This is a genomic window from Riemerella anatipestifer (genome assembly GCF_035666175.1).
Classification (GTDB): domain Bacteria; phylum Bacteroidota; class Bacteroidia; order Flavobacteriales; family Weeksellaceae; genus Riemerella; species Riemerella anatipestifer_D.
In genome coordinates, this window is record NZ_CP142016.1 from 2,482,604 (window position 1) to 2,498,941 (window position 16,338).

General features: G+C 33.3%; 21 protein-coding genes. 13 read left to right on the forward strand and 8 right to left on the reverse strand.

Translation table 11 applies throughout. The features are described 5' to 3' along the window. Positions 1-32 precede the first annotated feature (32 nt). The 4 genes from VIX88_RS12360 (at position 33) to VIX88_RS12375 (ending at position 3,728) form a co-directional block, all read left to right on the forward strand. On the forward strand, positions 33-911 hold the full coding sequence (locus VIX88_RS12360; protein WP_127919822.1) for an IS982-like element ISRa1 family transposase: 879 nt from the start codon (positions 33-35) through the stop codon (positions 909-911). 251 nt (positions 912-1,162) lie between these two features. Then, positions 1,163-2,050: a 4-hydroxy-tetrahydrodipicolinate synthase gene (dapA, locus tag VIX88_RS12365; protein ID WP_064970896.1), complete on the forward strand. Its 888-nt coding sequence runs from the start codon at positions 1,163-1,165 to the stop codon at positions 2,048-2,050. 73 nt (positions 2,051-2,123) lie between these two features. Continuing rightward, entirely contained in the window at positions 2,124-3,032 is a 909-nt protein-coding gene (locus tag VIX88_RS12370) for a CorA family divalent cation transporter (protein ID WP_064964578.1), read from the forward strand. A 42-nt stretch (positions 3,033-3,074) separates the two neighbouring features. Beyond that, on the forward strand, positions 3,075-3,728 hold the full coding sequence (locus tag VIX88_RS12375; protein WP_064964577.1) for a metal-dependent transcriptional regulator: 654 nt from the start codon (positions 3,075-3,077) through the stop codon (positions 3,726-3,728). Here the strand turns inward: VIX88_RS12375 and VIX88_RS12380 are convergent. The 6 genes from VIX88_RS12380 to rsmA all read right to left on the reverse strand — a co-directional run bounded on the left by VIX88_RS12380 (position 3,725) and on the right by rsmA (position 8,459). Next, complete coding sequence (locus tag VIX88_RS12380; protein ID WP_064964580.1) at positions 3,725-4,411, reverse strand: SIR2 family NAD-dependent protein deacylase; 687 nt, start codon at positions 4,409-4,411, stop codon at positions 3,725-3,727. The genes VIX88_RS12375 and VIX88_RS12380 overlap by 4 nt on opposite strands. 79 nt (positions 4,412-4,490) lie before the next feature. Further along, positions 4,491-5,057, reverse strand: a complete 567-nt coding sequence (locus VIX88_RS12385; protein ID WP_064970898.1) for a cysteine hydrolase family protein — start codon at positions 5,055-5,057, stop codon at positions 4,491-4,493. A gap of 40 nt (positions 5,058-5,097) precedes the next feature. Next, positions 5,098-5,349 carry a hypothetical protein gene (locus VIX88_RS12390; protein ID WP_237190326.1) on the reverse strand — a complete coding sequence of 84 codons (252 nt, stop codon included), beginning with the start codon at positions 5,347-5,349 and terminating at the stop codon, positions 5,098-5,100. A gap of 361 nt (positions 5,350-5,710) precedes the next feature. Continuing rightward, a complete protein-coding gene (locus VIX88_RS12395; protein WP_127919963.1) occupies positions 5,711-6,154 on the reverse strand; it encodes a toxin-antitoxin system YwqK family antitoxin in 444 nt (147 codons plus the stop codon). Between the two features lie 147 nt (positions 6,155-6,301). Further along, a complete protein-coding gene (gene mgtE / locus VIX88_RS12400) occupies positions 6,302-7,651 on the reverse strand; it encodes a magnesium transporter (RefSeq protein WP_154212624.1) in 1,350 nt (449 codons plus the stop codon). Positions 7,652-7,670: 19 nt separating this feature from the next. Then, complete coding sequence (rsmA, locus tag VIX88_RS12405) at positions 7,671-8,459, reverse strand: 16S rRNA (adenine(1518)-N(6)/adenine(1519)-N(6))-dimethyltransferase RsmA (protein WP_154212623.1); 789 nt, start codon at positions 8,457-8,459, stop codon at positions 7,671-7,673. Positions 8,460-8,559: 100 nt separating this feature from the next. Between rsmA and VIX88_RS12410 the strand changes: the two genes are divergently transcribed. From VIX88_RS12410 to VIX88_RS12425, 4 genes are all read left to right on the forward strand, one after another. Continuing rightward, the gene (locus VIX88_RS12410; RefSeq protein WP_064970910.1) at positions 8,560-9,459 is read left to right on the forward strand and encodes a cell division protein FtsX; all 900 of its coding nucleotides are present in this window, start codon (positions 8,560-8,562) and stop codon (positions 9,457-9,459) included. A gap of 3 nt (positions 9,460-9,462) precedes the next feature. Then, entirely contained in the window at positions 9,463-9,726 is a 264-nt protein-coding gene (locus VIX88_RS12415) for a DUF3098 domain-containing protein (RefSeq protein WP_064970912.1), read from the forward strand. Positions 9,727-9,803: 77 nt separating this feature from the next. Further along, positions 9,804-10,616 (forward strand): undecaprenyl-diphosphate phosphatase, encoded by an 813-nt coding sequence (locus VIX88_RS12420; RefSeq protein ID WP_064970914.1) that lies wholly within the window; start codon positions 9,804-9,806, stop codon positions 10,614-10,616. Positions 10,617-10,740: 124 nt separating this feature from the next. Next, on the forward strand, positions 10,741-11,088 hold the full coding sequence (locus VIX88_RS12425) for a hypothetical protein (RefSeq protein WP_064970916.1): 348 nt from the start codon (positions 10,741-10,743) through the stop codon (positions 11,086-11,088). A gap of 3 nt (positions 11,089-11,091) precedes the next feature. Here VIX88_RS12425 and VIX88_RS12430 read toward each other — a convergent pair whose 3' ends face one another. Both VIX88_RS12430 and VIX88_RS12435 read right to left on the reverse strand, forming a co-directional pair. Then, positions 11,092-12,168 carry a tyrosine-type recombinase/integrase gene (locus VIX88_RS12430; RefSeq protein ID WP_154212622.1) on the reverse strand — a complete coding sequence of 359 codons (1,077 nt, stop codon included), beginning with the start codon at positions 12,166-12,168 and terminating at the stop codon, positions 11,092-11,094. Positions 12,169-12,179: 11 nt separating this feature from the next. After that, complete coding sequence (locus tag VIX88_RS12435) at positions 12,180-12,383, reverse strand: putative signal transducing protein (RefSeq protein WP_214193918.1); 204 nt, start codon at positions 12,381-12,383, stop codon at positions 12,180-12,182. Between the two features lie 123 nt (positions 12,384-12,506). Between VIX88_RS12435 and VIX88_RS12440 the strand changes: the two genes are divergently transcribed. The 5 genes from VIX88_RS12440 (at position 12,507) to VIX88_RS12460 (ending at position 16,328) form a co-directional block, all read left to right on the forward strand. Continuing rightward, on the forward strand, positions 12,507-13,385 hold the full coding sequence (locus VIX88_RS12440; RefSeq protein WP_127919822.1) for an IS982-like element ISRa1 family transposase: 879 nt from the start codon (positions 12,507-12,509) through the stop codon (positions 13,383-13,385). A 62-nt stretch (positions 13,386-13,447) separates the two neighbouring features. Then, on the forward strand, positions 13,448-14,629 hold the full coding sequence (locus VIX88_RS12445; protein WP_064970920.1) for an acyl-CoA dehydrogenase family protein: 1,182 nt from the start codon (positions 13,448-13,450) through the stop codon (positions 14,627-14,629). A gap of 29 nt (positions 14,630-14,658) precedes the next feature. Continuing rightward, positions 14,659-14,934 carry a hypothetical protein gene (locus VIX88_RS12450; protein WP_004918841.1) on the forward strand — a complete coding sequence of 92 codons (276 nt, stop codon included), beginning with the start codon at positions 14,659-14,661 and terminating at the stop codon, positions 14,932-14,934. Between the two features lie 15 nt (positions 14,935-14,949). Next, entirely contained in the window at positions 14,950-15,657 is a 708-nt protein-coding gene (locus tag VIX88_RS12455) for a CoA transferase subunit A (protein ID WP_004918839.1), read from the forward strand. A gap of 8 nt (positions 15,658-15,665) precedes the next feature. Next, positions 15,666-16,328, forward strand: a complete 663-nt coding sequence (locus VIX88_RS12460) for a 3-oxoacid CoA-transferase subunit B (RefSeq protein WP_004918832.1) — start codon at positions 15,666-15,668, stop codon at positions 16,326-16,328. The last annotated feature ends 10 nt before the right edge of the window (positions 16,329-16,338 follow it).

Below are 16,338 nucleotides of genomic sequence, written 5' to 3' on the forward strand. Positions count from 1 at the left end.
CAGTATATTGTTTTTGCTATAAAACGATATAAATGAACAACATAGAGCAAATATATGAAAGAATTTTGGAAGTTTTAGGACTTTTTTCAGAAAATCAACTGATTAGTTATCAGAGAAGAACACCTAAAATGAGCGATTTAGAAGTCATAAGTCTTAATATTACTGCTGAATACTTGAGTATTGATAGCGAATTACAGTTATTTAGAAAATTGCCAAACTCTCTGATAAACAAAATTGAAAGAAGTGTTTACAATAAGCGAAAACGAAGACTATCCCTACAAACAGAGCAAATTAGACAGCGTATTTCGATGGAGTTCAATGAGTTTGAAGATATTTTTATCGTTGATAGCATGCCAATGAAAGTTTGTGAAAATGCTCGTTCTACTCGTTCAAAAATTTGTAAAGAGCAATCCTATTCTTCACCAACATATGGTTATTGTGCTTCACAGAAATTATATTTCTATGGCTATAAACTACACGCAGTATGTTCTTTAAATGGTGTGATTAAGAATTTTGATATAAGCCCTGCATCCGTTCACGACATCCACTATTTAAAAGATATTGGTGAGCAAATGCGAAACTGTACTTTAATTGGAGATAGAGGCTATTTATCAGCAAAAGTTCAAATAGATTTATTTAACTATGCTAATATTAAATTAGATACACCAATGAGAAGTAATCAGAAAGATTATATTCCTCAATTTTCATTGTACAAGAAAAAGCGAAAACGAATTGAGACATTTTTCTCTCAACTTTGCGACCAATTTATGATTAAAAGAAACTATGCTAAAACTTTTGAAGGCTTTAAAACAAGGATAATCAGTAAAATAACCGCCGCAACGGTTATTCAATATATCAATAAATTTATCTTCCAAAGAAAATTAAATCATCTAAAAATCAGTATTATTTAAAATGCACAACGAGTTAACATTTATTTAACTCAATAAAATTGAGGTGGCTAAGTTACAATATATTTATGAAATAATTAACTACTCTGAGTAATATCATAAATTACAGAGTAACAAAACAAATTTCATCTCTCGAACACAGAAAAAGCAGGCTTTATTTATAACTCCAGGATAGTACAAAACGAAATAATCTTCTGTTTATATCAAAAAAAAACTTAATTTTGGTCTTCTAAATTTTAGAATAAGAAACGGAAATGAAAAATTTATCAGGTCTAGGGGTTGCTTTAGTAACTCCTTTTAACGAAGATTTATCTATCGATTTTGATGCTCTTACAAAGCTCATAGAATACAACATAACTAACGGAACAGATTTTTTTGTAGTTCTTGGTACAACTGCAGAAACTGCCACCCTTTCTAATGAAGAAAAAGAAGCTGTTATACAACACATTGTTAAAGTTAACAATAAAAGACTCCCTTTAGTTCTAGGTATTGGCAGCAACAATACTTTAGCAGTAAAAAAAGAAATCGAACAAACTAATCTTGATGATTTTGAGGCTATTTTATCAGTTTCTCCTTACTATAATAAACCTAACCAAGAAGGACTTTATCAGCATTATAAGGCTTTAGCAGAAACAGGTAAAAACATCATTATTTATAATGTCCCAGGAAGAACAGGGCAAAATATAGAAGCCGAAACTACACTACGATTGGCTAAGGAGTTCTCTAACCTATTTATGATAAAAGAAGCGGCTCCTAATCTTACGCAGTACTTTGATATTTTAAGAAAAAAGCCTACAAATTTCTCACTAATGTCTGGTGATGACGAGTACACTCTTCCTGTAACACTCGCTGGAGGTGATGGAGTAATCTCAGTAATTGGACAAGCCTACCCTAAAGAATTTTCTGAGATGATAAAACTCGCAAAAAATGACAAAGTAAAAGAGGCTTATGCTATCCATAATCAACTGGTGGAAATCACGCGCCTTATTTTTGCTGAGGGTAATCCTGTTGGTATCAAAGCTGTTTTAGCACATAAAGGCATTATTAAAAATCACCTTAGATTACCTTTAGTTAAAGCCTCAGAAAGTCTACAACAAAAAATAAATTCAGAGGTTGACAGACTAAACTCTGTTTTTAAATAATTGATAGAATATCAAATAATCTAACTAGAGCTATCCTCTTTAGGGTAGCTTTTATACCATTAAAAACTCTATAATGCCTATAGATACTATTTTTGAAAGCGACCTCTGTAAATGGATTGATGTTACAGCTCCTACCAAAGAAGATTTAGACTCCCTACATCATCAGTTCCATATCAATAAGTTACACTTAGATGATACTGTAGACCCAAGTCATCTTCCTAAATTTGAAGAAGTAGAAGGCGTAAAATTTTTCTTAACTAGAGAAAATGTAGAACTCCAAAGAAAAAACTTAAATGGCATCAATGATGTAAGTACTAAATTAGGCATATTTATCATAGAAAAAATAATTATCACTATACATAGAACTGATAATAAGAGTATTCTAGAAATTAAAGAAGACCTTAACAAAAATCCTGATAAATACAAGAAATATTCTCCAGATAAGTTAGCTCTAATCTTAGGACTCAAGATAATGAAATCCTTTGATGACGAAAGCAAAAAACTTATAGAGATTATTGATAAGTTAGAGACTGAGATTTTTATGCAAAATAGCCCTCAGCTCAACCCTATAAAAAAACTCTACAAAATTAAAAGAAAGGCAGGGCTTAATGCTAGAGTACTTAACATGTCTTCGGATTGGATAGGTGCTTTTAAAAAACTTAATCTAAAAGATATTGAAATAGCAGACCTTGTAGATAAACAAAAAGATGTGATGTCTGATTTTGACCATATTAGTGCTCAGATTACTAACCTCATCTCTGTATATATCGCCTTATCTGACCAAAAAGCCAACCAAGTGATGAAACTATTAGCGATGTACTCAGTCTATTTTTTACCAATTACCTTCATCGCTGGACTTTATGGAATGAACTTTGAATTTATGCCAGAGCTTCATCATAAATATGGTTATTTTGCAACTTTAGGTGTAATGCTGAGCATTATTATAGCCACATTCATTTACTTTAAAAAGAAAAAGTTTTAGAATACTATCTCCCACACAAAAAAATCTTTTATTTTTGTGTCTATGAACTCTCTTACAGAAGAAAATTACCTAAAGGCTTTATTTCATCTAAAGACTGATAACAACGAGGTTACAGTAAACGAACTCAGCAAATTTTTGAACATTAAAATGCCGAGTGTTAATAGTATGATGAAAAAATTTGCTCAAAAGAACTGGGTGATTACCGAAAGCTACAAACCCATTATCCTTACCGAAATTGGACAAAAAGAAGCTGCGTTAGTTATTAGAAAACATAGGCTTACAGAGATGTTTTTGGTAGAAAAAATGGGCTTCGGTTGGGAAAATGTGCACAAAATAGCCGAGGAACTAGAGCATATACACTCTGAGGAGTTTTTTGATAAAATGGACGAATTACTTAATTACCCTAAAGTAGATCCTCACGGAGAACCTATCCCTGACAAAGAGGGCAACATCATAGAGCAAAATCTAAAGAAACTCAGCGAATGTACCGAAGGCTCTAAGGTAACACTAGCCGCTGTAACTGTAGATACCAAAGATTTCCTTAGCTTTTTGAATGATAAACAACTCAATTTAGGAAGCCAACTTACTGTAAACAAAAAAGAAAAATTTGACGCTTCTATGATGGTTACTATAAACGGTATTTTCCACTCTTTCAGCAAGGTAGTTTGTGATGCTCTTTTAGTAAGGCTAGATTAAAACTCAGCTAAAAGTATCTCTTTTAATTTTATCATACCTTCTGTTGCCGAAGTAGCAAAGCAAGTAGCCTTTTTTGTATAACGCTCGGGAATTTGAGGGTCAATAAGAAACAACTCGCAATGCTGTGGAATATAATGTACCAAAGATGCCGCAGGATAAACTTGTAACGAAGTTCCTATCACTAAAAATAAATCTGCCGAGGTTGCTATATCTATAGCTTTCTCCATTTCAGGCACAGCCTCACCAAACCATACAATATGAGGTCTAAGTTGAACGCCTTTTTCATTTTTGTCTCCTAGATTAAGGTCAGTTTCCCAATTTATAATCTCGCTTTCAGAGTTTATAGGTCTCGCCTTTTTAAGTTCTCCGTGAAGATGAATAATATGAGAAGACCCCGCTCTTTCGTGTAAATCATCTACATTTTGAGTAATAATAGTTACCTCATAATATTTTTCTAATTCTGCTAAAATGCTATGAGCCAAATTTGGTTTAACCTCTGCTAATTGCCTTCTTCTAAGATTATAAAAATCTAAAACCAATTGCGGATTTCTAGCAAACCCTTCTGGGCTCGCCACATCTTCTATACGGTGGTTTTCCCACAGCCCATTAGAATCTCTAAATGTTTTAATGCCACTTTCAGCAGAAATACTCGCCCCAGAAAGTACTACTAATCTTTTTTTCATGAAGTAATGTTTATCATAAAAAGCATCTCCAAGCCTATTTTTCATATAATATTTGGGCTTTCTTTTATCTTTAATTCTTTTAAATCTCTTTAAATAATTTTTCAGAATTCCAAACAATTGCAAATTCCTCATTCAGGTTTGCAAGCGTTGTCTGATGAATTAACTCCGAATCGTATTTTTCTCCATTAATTCCAATCCTGTCAAATGTTGCTGTAGCGTCCGAAATGAGATAAGTTTCATAACCATAATTTCCAGACATTCTAGTTGTTGTAGAAACACAATGGTTGGTAGTTATTCCTACAATTACTAATGTGTTAATATTTAAACTATCAATTTGCTCTTTTAATGTAGTTCCAATAAATGCACTATTTACATTTTTAGTAATGATAGCCTCAGAATCATTTGGTGTAACATATTCGCTAAATTCAAATCCTGCATTTGTGATATGAAGTTTTGATTTAGGATTATCCGAACTATGCCTTATATGAAAGATTGGTAAATTTAATTCACGCCATTTTTGCAGAATTTTACCACAAATTTCTTCAGCATTTTTATTATTACGATTTCCGCCCCAATAATCTTCTTCAAGAAAAGCCTTTTGAACATCGATTAAAACTAATGCGGGATTTTTTTCTCTTAATTTCATTTTAAATACTTTTTAGAATCGTTGCTAATTTACTACTTTTTTACAAGAGGGCTAACCCTTCTGAAAAGAAATTTTTAGTATTTGTATCGTATAAGTATTTATCCGTAAGTTGTAAATAAGATAACTTTTCAAAGTCAATATTTTTTAAATATAAGGTATCATTAGAAATTTTGTACTTACCGTTCCAATGGTGAAAAGCATGAGGCGAATATTCTGTAATTTGGAATGTTTGATTTTCAAATAATGTTATTTCTGTTTTTGTTTCAGTACCAATAGAATATGTGGATATCACTTCTCCATTTTTTGAGTGGCAATTATTAAATATATTGAACAAAACTCCAATCATACCAAACAAACAAATAATCTTTAGAGTTCTGAGTTTTTTTTCTTCGCTTTTGATAGAAATATAAAATCAAACCATTAACTAATATTAAACAAAACACAAACGGAATTATTATAATATCATAAACTGATTCTACATAATCTCCATAACACTTTGTTAGCTTAAGTAGTATTAACAGAAGAAAAACTAATGTCAAATATTTTAATATTTCCTTAATGATTTTCATCTTTATTTTTTATAAAAGAAAAGCATTTTGTAATACAAGTATTACTAATCTCCCTATCATTTCCCTAACTCCATCTTCTGCAAATTAGTTTTTTATTATTCCATTTTCAAATTCAAATTTTTGAATTGTATCCGTTTCATTTTCTATATCATGAAAAAGCATTATTCCACTACCGTCGATAATTTTTCCGCAATTCATTTCATTTCCTTTTTTATCATAGCAGGATTTTATTTTCATTAGTCTTCCGCTAGCATAAAATCGTTCAGTATATAATTTTCCGTTTTTATGAAACCATTTCCATAATCCATTCTGCTTATTATCTATTATTTGCCCTTTTCCCATAAATTCCCCGCTATCAAAATAATAATTCCATATTCCATTTTGTTTATCGTCAATATATTTGCCTTTTTGATGCAATTTTCTATTTGAATAAAAATATTTCCATTTTCCATTTTTTTTATCCTGAGAAAAATTTCCAATGGAATTTAAATTCCCATTCTTAAAGGAAGTCCATTTCCCTTGTCTCATATTGTTCTTTAAATGCCCTTTTCCTTGTTGTCCATTTTCAGTTATGGTTGTTTTTAAGCAGAGCAAGAGGTTATAAAAAAAATGATTGATAAGGTTAATATTTCCTTCATTAATAAAATGTTTGTTACAAAATTACAACTACCACCTCTAAATATGCAACATTAGTTTTGCTATGGTAAAGTAAATCAAAACTCCTAAAATATCGTTAGAAGTTGTAATAAATGGACCTGTGGCTATTGCGGGATCTATTTTATTTTTATTAAGGAGAATAGGCACTATAGTCCCAATAACAGCAGCCACCAAAATAACCGCCAACAGCGAAACCGAGATAGCAATAGACACCATCATATCGTGCCTATTGACAAGCAAATTAAACGAAAGAATGATAACTGATAAAATAACTCCCGATGCTGCGGAAACGCTCACTTCCTTTATCAAGGTTTTAACGGTGTCTGTACCCAAAGTATTATTAGCTAAACCTTGTACAATAATCGCCGATGCTTGTACTCCAATATTACCTGCCGTTGCGGCTATTAGAGGCACAAAAAACATAAGAGCAGGTATCTTTTGGAGGGCATCTTGATTCCCTTGCAGTACCTGCGAACCTATTAAACCACCTACCATACCTATAAAAAGCCATGGTAAGCGTGCTTTTGTAAGCGAAAAAATGGTATCTGTAGAGTCGACATCTAAGGAGATACCCGATGCTAACTGATAGTCTTTCTCTGCTTCTTCGGTTATGAAATCAATAACATCATCTATCGTAATACGTCCTACCAGATTGCCTCTAGCATCAACCACAGGAACCTCAAAAAGGTCGTACTTTTGCATAAATCTTGCTACTTCCTCAGCCGTATCCGTATCCATCACCGAACGGATTTTAGGATTATAAACCTCCGAAACTTTAGTAGAAGAAGTGGTTGTAAGTAGTTTTTTTAAACTTAAAAGTCCTAGCAGTTTATCATTATCATCTACTACATAGATAGAATACACCTCATCTAAATCTTCGGCTTGCTTTCTCATCTCTTTGACCGCCAAAATAATGGTTAAGTTCTGATTAACCTTCACCATTTCCGTTGCCATAAGACCTCCAGCCTCGTCTTCATCATACCTAAGTAAGTCTACGATACTTTGAGCGTGTTCTTCGTCATCTAACCTTTGGATAATTTCGGTCTGCTGATGTTCTGGAAGTTCAGAAATAATATCCGCCGCATCGTCAGAATCTATCTCATTGATAATCTCATCTGCAATCTCTTGCGAAGAGAGCCCTTTCATAAAGCTCTTTCGCTCGTCTTCATCTATCTCTAAGAGTACTTCTGCAGATTTCTCATTACTCATTAAATCGTAGAGAAAATGCTGTTCTTCCTCCTCTAAATCTTCAAATATAGAAGCAATGTCTGGTGCCTCCATTTCGGAAAGCATCAGAGCTACCTCTTTAGCATTTTTCTCCTTGATGAGATTTTTTATCAGTTCTCTAAGAGCAATGGTTTCAGTCAAAATAGTCTTTATTTAAAAGTTAAACGGCTGATGATTTTAGTGCATTTTTCCACTCAATAGTAAAGATGATAAAATCTTCTACACTAAGTTCTTCCGCTCGCAAAGTTAAGAAATTATGCGTTAATAAAGCGTCGGGAATATTAAGTCCTTTAAGAGCGTTACTTAATTTTTTTCGTCTTTGATTAAAGCCTGCTTTTACAATTTGTTTAAATAAAACTTCGTTGCCTTCTAGACCTTTTTTAGGATTTCTGGTAAGCCTGATAACTCCAGATTTCACTTTAGGTGGTGGCGTAAAAACATTTTCGCTAACGGTAAAAAGATACTTTACATCATAATACGCCTGAACCATTACCGACAGAATCCCATAACTTTTAGTGCGAGGTTCTGCAGAAGTTCTTTCGGCGACTTCTTTTTGGAACATTCCCACCATTTCTGGTATTTGGGCGTAATTATCTATAATTTTAAATAAAATCTGTGATGAAATATTGTATGGAAAATTCCCTATAACAGAAACCTGTTCCGAATTGAAAATTTCAGCTAGGTTAGCTTTTAAAAAATCACCTACAAAGTGTTTTTCTTCTAATTTGGGGTAATGTTCTTTAAGGTAAGCAATAGACTCTACATCTATCTCTGCCACAAATATTTCTGAATTTTTATTAAGAAGATATTTGGTTAAAACTCCCATACCTGGACCTACTTCTAAGACAAAATCCTGAACATCAACCTCTAAAGCTTCTACAATTTTAGATGCTATGTTTTCATCGTTAAGAAAATGTTGCCCGAGGTGTTTTTTAGCTTTTACTGTCAAAATGAAATGATTTTTTTATGATTTTATTAACAATGATTTTAGTCTTATTGGGAGCAAATTTCGGAAGATTTTTTCTATTTTAGCCGAAAAATTTTATTTAATGGCTAATACAGTAGACGATTTTAACAAAAGAAGGCTGAGATCCAGCAATATCACGGTAGTTATTAGTATAGCATTAGTTTTGTTTTTGGTAGGGCTTTTTGGTCTTATACTCATCAATGCTCAAAAATATTCAGACTATATTAAAGAACAGCTTGTAGTAAATGCTTTTTTTTCCGAAAATTACGATGCTAAGGACTCTCTAAAAATAGCAAAACAGGAGCAAGAGGCTATAAAGACGATACAAGCACTTCCTTTTGTTAAAAAAACGACTTTTATCTCAAGACAACAAGCGTCTAAAGAAGCTAAGAAAAGTATGGGGATAGATGCTGATGCTCTTTTTGAAGAAAATATATTCCCGTCTTCAGTAGAGGTTTCTCTAAAGCCAGATTTCGTAAGCCCTAAAGAAATACAAGGCGTGGTTAAAGAATTAGAAAAAGTAGATGGCATTGTAGAAGTAAAAAATAACAGCGACTTAATGATTGAGGTTTACAACAACCTGAATAGAATACTCACTTGGATATTAGCATTTTCTTTGGTATTTTTAATTTTAGCGATTGTACTGATTAACAACTCTATTAGATTAAAAATTTTCTCTAAAAGATTCATTATTAAAACGATGCAACTTGTAGGTGCTAAGCGTCGTTTCATCCTTAAACCGTTCATCATAGAAGCCGTTATACTAGGACTTATAGGTGCTGTTATTGGGCTTTTAGCACTATTCGGGGTTTGGTACTACTTTACTAACCAAATAGGAACTCCGTTTGTACAAGATACTAATCAGTACATACAACTAGTTTTAGTTGTTTTTGGCGTAGGAGTTCTTATCACCGTTCTAAGTACCATTTTTGCAACTTGGAGATTCCTTAGAACTAATATTGATGATTTATACTATTCTTAGACTATGACAGAACAAAATAATAAAGCAAACGAAAATAGTTTTTATTTCAAAAAGGTCAATTATAAGTGGATGCTTATAGGTTTAGTGTGTGTAGTCCTTGGTTTTATCCTTATGATGGGCTCTGGGGCTAACACAACTCCTGATGGTAAATTTGACCCAAACTATTGGAATGAGGATATTTTTTCTATCAGAAGGATACGCATTGCTCCACTATTAGTTGTTACAGGATTTGTGATACAAGTCTATGCTATTTTGAAAAGAAAATAATCATTTTTTATAATGCAAAAAACTAAAGTCAATTGTTTCTATAATGCAATTGACTTTTGCTTTAAACTTTTTAAGTTATGAATTTTTTAGAAGCTATTATTATTGCCATTATTGAAGGTTTAACAGAGTACTTACCAGTTTCCTCTACGGCACATATGATTTTCACAAGTTCTATATTCGGAATACAAGAAGACGAATTTGTTAAAATGTTTCAAGTATCGATACAGTTGGGGGCAATCCTTGCTGTGGTATTTTTATATTGGAAAAAGTTTTTCAATTTTCAGAATTTCAACTTTTATATCAAACTCGGTTTTGCTGTGGTTCCAGCATTGGTTTTGGGTTATCTATTTGATGATATGATAGAGTCTGTCTTAGGAAACCCTATTCCCATCGCCGTAGTTTTAGTTCTAGGTGGCGTGGTTCTTCTATTTATTGATAAAGTATTCAAAACTCCTGAAATACATACAGAAAAAGAAATCAGTATAAAAAAAGCTATTACCATCGGTTTTTGGCAATGTTTAGCTATGATGCCTGGTACTAGCCGAAGTGCAGCTTCCATTATTGGAGGTATGCAACAAAAATTATCTAGAGAGGCTGCTGCTGAGTTTTCTTTCTTTCTAGCTGTACCCACCATGCTTGCTGTTACGGTATATTCTATTTTTGTAAAAAAATGGGAATACTTAGGGGTAGAACAAAAAGGCTACGAAATGCTTACACACGGTGATAACCTAAAACTATTTTTAGCGGGTAATCTAGTGGCTTTTGTAGTTGCTGTGATAGCTATTAAATTTTTTATAGGAGTGATAAAAAAATACGGTTTTAAACCTTGGGGCTGGTATAGAATTATCGTAGGGATAGCATTGCTTGTCTATTTCACGGCCGTAAAATAAATCTATTAATATTGAAATATTGATATAATCTCTGAGACATCATTAAACTGAGAAATCAGTAGTGTATAACAGACATTTAGCCTATATTTGTTAAGTTAACAGCTCCACATAAACACCAGTTATAATGAAACAATGTCTAGAATGCAACGAAACAATAGTAGGTAGAGAAGATAAAAAATTTTGCTCAGATAGTTGCCGAAATTCCTACAACAACCGTATGAATAAAGACCATACCAACCTTATGCGAAATACAAACAATCAACTAAGGAAAAATTACAGGATATTATCTGAACTAAATATAGAGGAAAAAACTAAAATCCCTAAAATAAAACTCTTTAACAAAGGATTTAATTTTGACTTAATCACCTCTATCATCAATACCCAAAACGGTAAAACCTACTTTTTTGTTTATGACCAAGGCTATCTGCCATTAGACGAAGAGTGGCTTCTTTTGGTAAAAAAGAAACAATAATCATTACTTTAAACTATCCAATGGGCTTTTTATTGTCCGCTGATGCTCGGGAGTAACCTGCGTATAGATTTGAGTAGTCTTGATATTATTATGTCCCAAAAACTCCTGTATATATCTTATATCTGTCCCCATTTCTAGAAGATGAGTAGCATAGCTGTGTCTTAAACCGTGTATACCTACGGTCTTATTTATACCTGCCTTTCTCATCGCAGTTTTAAAAACCGACTGAACCGACCTTACAGAATACACTCCGCCATACTGTCCTTCAAATAGATACTTTTTAGGTTTATACTCCCGATAGTAAGCTCTAAGTTCAGGCAAAATACTTTCAGGCAAAGGTACCATACGATCTTTTTTACCTTTAGCATTCTCAATTCGCACACGCATAGTTTCGCTACATATATCCTCTAGTTTTAAATTCACAATCTCACTCACTCTCAAGCCCATACCATAGCAAAGTTGTAACATACATCTATGTTTGAGGTTGGTGGTTACTTCAAATATTTTTAAAATTTGTTTTTTATTTAAACTCTTTGGCAACTGTTTTTTCTTTTTAGGACGAGGAATATCAAAAAACATTTTTTTACGATGTAAGACTTGCTCAAAGTAAAATTTAATCGCATTGATTCGGCTGTTTATTTCTGCTTCCGAAAGTTTTAAATCCTCAAAACAATAGAGAAAATAAGCCCTTAAGCGTTCTTCGGACAATTCATCTACTGAGAAATCTTTTAAGACATAAAGCAGTTGGGCAAACTCTACAGCATAAGTTCTAAGCGTATTTCGGCTGTATCCTTTTAGTTTTAAATGTTCTTGAAAACGTTCAAAAGCAGGACGATTAACCGCTTTTATTTTTGAAAATACCATTTTGCCAACCAAAGGCTCTTCTGTGATACTAAATAGTTCTCTATAATGTTTATTGTTAGGCACATACCAGCTCTTTTGACTAGCCGACCAATGGGCAGTGGTATGTTTTTTAAGAAGGTCAATAAGCTCCTTCTGATACGGAAAAGAAATCCATATCACATTTTTCTTACGATGTTCTCCAACCTTCGTTTGGTATAAGGAGCTATTCCACTGCATATCTTTTTAATTTACTCTTCTACCCTATCCAAAATCTCTCTTGCTTGGTCTGCCAAACTCTCATCTACTACAAGGATATAGTTTTGGTTTACAGGCATTACAGCTACATTATTAACATACTCATTTTTAATATAGCTTTCTATACCTTCAGATAAAAGTTTAGACTTCATAATCTCTACTTCGTATAGAAATCCTGAGTCAAATATTTTTACCATAACCAAATTTATTTTATTCAAATATAATAATTTTAAACCCGTTGTGCATTATGAAATGAAAAAAACAAGAGTTGTTTATTAGACTGAAAATCAGTATATTGTTTTTGCTATAAAACGGTATAAATGAACAACATAGAGCAAATATATGAAAGAATTTTGGAAGTTTTAGGACTTTTTTCAGAAAATCAACTGATTAGTTATCAGAGAAGAACACCTAAAATGAGCGATTTAGAAGTCATAAGTCTTAATATTACTGCTGAATACTTGAGTATTGATAGCGAATTACAGTTATTTAGAAAATTGCCAAACTCTCTGATAAACAAAATTGAAAGAAGTGTTTACAATAAGCGAAAACGAAGACTATCCCTACAAACAGAGCAAATTAGACAGCGTATTTCGATGGAGTTCAATGAGTTTGAAGATATTTTTATCGTTGATAGCATGCCAATGAAAGTTTGTGAAAACGCTCGTTCTACTCGTTCAAAAATTTGTAAAGAGCAATCCTATTCTTCACCAACATATGGTTATTGTGCTTCACAGAAATTATATTTCTATGGCTATAAACTACACGCAGTATGTTCTTTAAATGGTGTGATTAAGAATTTTGATATAAGCCCTGCATCCGTTCACGACATCCACTATTTAAAAGATATTGGTGAGCAAATGCGAAACTGTACTTTAATTGGAGATAGAGGCTATTTATCAGCAAAAGTTCAAATAGATTTATTTAACTATGCTAATATTAAATTAGATACACCAATGAGAAGTAATCAGAAAGATTATATTCCTCAATTTTCATTGTACAAGAAAAAGCGAAAACGAATTGAGACATTTTTCTCTCAACTTTGCGACCAATTTATGATTAAAAGAAACTATGCTAAAACTTTTGAAGGCTTTAAAACAAGGATAATCAGTAAAATAACCGCCGCAACGGTTATTCAATATATCAATAAATTTATCTTCCAAAGAAAATTAAATCATCTAAAAATCAGTATTATTTAAAATGCACAACGAGTTAATTTTAACTATATTAGTAGCGTTTAAATCAACCTTATCACATTAGTATGAGTTATTATCCACTTAATAGTATCCCAGACTATTACATGCTAGATAACCTTCTTACCGAAGAGCATAAATTGGTTAGAAATTCTGTGAGACAATGGGTACAAAGTTCTGTAATTCCTCAGATAGATAACGCTGCACAAACACACAAAGAAATCCCCAATCTAATGCAACAATTGGGCAAAATAGGAGCTCTAGGAGCCTATATTCCAAAAGAGTATGGCGGTGCTGGGCTAGACCAAATTTCCTACGGCATCATTATGCAAGAGTTAGAAAGAGGAGATTCTGCGGTGCGTTCTGCGGCTTCAGTGCAATCATCATTGGTAATGTATCCTATTTTTGAATTTGGAACAGAAGAACAAAAAAGAAAATTCCTACCTTTACTCGGTGCGGGTGAAATTACAGGAGCTTTCGGGCTTACCGAACCTAATCATGGCTCTAATCCGTCTGATATGGAAACTCACATTAAAGACATAGGCGATTATTTTTTGCTTAATGGAGCTAAAATGTGGATTACCAATGCTCCTACTTGCGACATTGCTATTGTTTGGGCTAAAGATGAAACCAATACCATTAGAGGGTTAATCGTAGAAAGAGGAATGGAAGGTTTCACTACTCCAGAAACACTCAATAAATGGAGTCTAAGGGCCTCTAGAACGGGAGAATTGGTATTCCAAAATGTGAAAATCCCTAAAGAAAATATCCTCCCAAATGTAAAAGGAATTAAAGGTCCGTTGTCCTGTCTTAACTCTGCTAGATATGGGATTTCTTGGGGTGTTATAGGTGCTGCTATAGATTGCTATTGCACCGCAGTACAATACGCCAAAGAGCGTACACAATTTGGGAAACCTATTGGTAGCTTTCAGCTTCAACAAAAGAAATTAGCCAAGTTTCTCACAGAAATTACTAAAGCTCAACTTCTTTCGTGGCGTTTAGGTCTGCTTAAAAATGAAAACAAAGCTACTCCAGCACAAATTTCTATGGCTAAAAGAAATAATGTAAAAATGGCATTAGATATCGCTAGGGAAAGCAGACAAATACTAGGAGCAATGGGGATTATGGGAGATTTTTCTATGATGCAACACGCCGCCAATCTAGAATCCGTAATTACTTACGAAGGTACTCACGATATTCATCTTTTAATAACAGGTATGGATATCACGAGTATTAGTGCTTTCTCATAAAAATAAACTATAAAAACAAAATTTAAACTATGAACGAAAAAGACAAACGATTTATCGCTTTATGGCAAAACTTACGACAAAGTAGGCTTAAGTTTTCGGTAAGGCAAGGCGTAGTAATCGCCTTTATGTTTATACTTATTGCTGCTCCTATCAATTATTTCATTACTCAACCTGATGATTTTAAAGCCTTTTTAGGAAAAAATGGGATTATTTGGTTGGCAGCTTCGGCTATTCTTAGCCTGTACTACTACTTTGTGGGCTTTAATAAGTATGAAAAAAGGTATAAAAGTTTAATAAATCAATAGAATTAAATCTGAACAATGATAGATAAAACAGTTAAAAATGTACAAGAAGCCTGCGAAGGTATCAAAGACGGAATGACCATTATGCTTGGCGGATTTGGGCTATGTGGAATCCCAGAGAATAGCATTGCTGAGCTGGTAAGAAAAAATGTAAAAAATCTCACTTGTATTTCTAATAATGCAGGTGTTGATGATTTTGGACTAGGACTTTTACTTCAAAATAAACAAATAAAAAAAATGATTTCTTCCTATGTGGGAGAAAATGCCGAATTTGAAAGACAACTACTAAGCGGAGAGTTAGAGGTAGAACTTATCCCACAGGGGACTCTAGCGACTAGATGTTTGGCTGCGGGGTATGGTATGCCTGCTTTTTTCACACCTGCTGGCGTAGGGACAGAAGTTGCCGAAGGTAAAGAGGTCAGAAACTTTAATGGTAAAGATTATCTTTTAGAATATGCTTTTGATGCTGATTTTGCCATCGTTAAAGCTTGGAAAGGCGACACAGCAGGAAATTTAATATATCGTTCTACTGCTAGAAATTTTAATCCACCAATGGCAATGGCTGGTAAAATTACGATTGCAGAGGTAGAAGAACTTGTACCTGCAGGAACATTAGACCCTGACCAAATACATACTCCTGGAATTTATGTACACCGTATTTTCCAAGGAGAAAATTACGAGAAGAGAATAGAGCAAAGAACCGTAAGAAAAACCAATCAAGACTAAACTTAATTATGGCTTTAACAAAAGAACAAATAGCACAAAGAATTGCTAAAGAAATAAAAAATAATTCCTATGTTAATCTAGGCATAGGTATCCCTACCCTAGTTGCCAACTACATTCCGAAAGGCATAAATGTTGTATTGCAATCCGAAAATGGGTTACTCGGAATGGGACCCTTTCCAGAGGAAGGCAAAGAGGATGCAGATTTAATAAACGCAGGTAAGCAAACCATCACTACTTTACCAGGTTCAGTAGTTTTTGATTCAGCGATGAGTTTCGGTATGATTAGAGCTCAAAAAGTAGATTTAACCATACTAGGAGCGATGGAAGTTTCCGAAAGCGGAGACATCGCTAACTGGAAAATACCGGGTAAAATGGTAAAAGGTATGGGAGGTGCGATGGATTTAGTTGCTTCCGCAAAGAATATTATTGTGGCAATGCAACAGGTGAATAAACACGGCGAGTCTAAACTTCTCCAAAAATGTAGCTTACCTCTTACAGGAGTTAAATGTATCAAAAAAGTAGTTACAGAGCTTGGCGTTTACGAAATAGTACCCGAAGGAGGCTTTAAATTATTAGAAAAAGCACCTAATGTAAGCCTAGACGATATTAAAAAGGCAACAGCTGGGAAACTCATTATAGAAGGAGAAATCCCAGAAATAGTTTTAGATTAAAACAAATATA

What these genes read in the sequence shown, in the direction of transcription:
- VIX88_RS12360 (WP_127919822.1), top strand. Translation starts at nt 33, where the DNA reads ATGAACAACATAGAGCAAATATATGAAAGAATTTTGGAAGTTTTAGGA.
- dapA (WP_064970896.1), top strand. Translation starts at nt 1,163, where the DNA reads ATGAAAAATTTATCAGGTCTAGGGGTTGCTTTAGTAACTCCTTTTAAC.
- VIX88_RS12370 (WP_064964578.1), top strand. Translation starts at nt 2,124, where the DNA reads ATGCCTATAGATACTATTTTTGAAAGCGACCTCTGTAAATGGATTGAT.
- VIX88_RS12375 (WP_064964577.1), top strand. Translation starts at nt 3,075, where the DNA reads ATGAACTCTCTTACAGAAGAAAATTACCTAAAGGCTTTATTTCATCTA.
- VIX88_RS12380 (WP_064964580.1), bottom strand. Translation starts at nt 4,411, where the DNA reads ATGAAAAAAAGATTAGTAGTACTTTCTGGGGCGAGTATTTCTGCTGAA.
- VIX88_RS12385 (WP_064970898.1), bottom strand. Translation starts at nt 5,057, where the DNA reads ATGAAATTAAGAGAAAAAAATCCCGCATTAGTTTTAATCGATGTTCAA.
- VIX88_RS12395 (WP_127919963.1), bottom strand. Translation starts at nt 6,154, where the DNA reads ATGAGACAAGGGAAATGGACTTCCTTTAAGAATGGGAATTTAAATTCC.
- VIX88_RS12410 (WP_064970910.1), top strand. Translation starts at nt 8,560, where the DNA reads ATGGCTAATACAGTAGACGATTTTAACAAAAGAAGGCTGAGATCCAGC.
- VIX88_RS12415 (WP_064970912.1), top strand. Translation starts at nt 9,463, where the DNA reads ATGACAGAACAAAATAATAAAGCAAACGAAAATAGTTTTTATTTCAAA.
- VIX88_RS12420 (WP_064970914.1), top strand. Translation starts at nt 9,804, where the DNA reads ATGAATTTTTTAGAAGCTATTATTATTGCCATTATTGAAGGTTTAACA.
- VIX88_RS12425 (WP_064970916.1), top strand. Translation starts at nt 10,741, where the DNA reads ATGAAACAATGTCTAGAATGCAACGAAACAATAGTAGGTAGAGAAGAT.
- VIX88_RS12430 (WP_154212622.1), bottom strand. Translation starts at nt 12,168, where the DNA reads ATGCAGTGGAATAGCTCCTTATACCAAACGAAGGTTGGAGAACATCGT.
- VIX88_RS12435 (WP_214193918.1), bottom strand. Translation starts at nt 12,383, where the DNA reads ATGGTAAAAATATTTGACTCAGGATTTCTATACGAAGTAGAGATTATG.
- VIX88_RS12440 (WP_127919822.1), top strand. Translation starts at nt 12,507, where the DNA reads ATGAACAACATAGAGCAAATATATGAAAGAATTTTGGAAGTTTTAGGA.
- VIX88_RS12445 (WP_064970920.1), top strand. Translation starts at nt 13,448, where the DNA reads ATGAGTTATTATCCACTTAATAGTATCCCAGACTATTACATGCTAGAT.
- VIX88_RS12450 (WP_004918841.1), top strand. Translation starts at nt 14,659, where the DNA reads ATGAACGAAAAAGACAAACGATTTATCGCTTTATGGCAAAACTTACGA.
- VIX88_RS12455 (WP_004918839.1), top strand. Translation starts at nt 14,950, where the DNA reads ATGATAGATAAAACAGTTAAAAATGTACAAGAAGCCTGCGAAGGTATC.
- VIX88_RS12460 (WP_004918832.1), top strand. Translation starts at nt 15,666, where the DNA reads ATGGCTTTAACAAAAGAACAAATAGCACAAAGAATTGCTAAAGAAATA.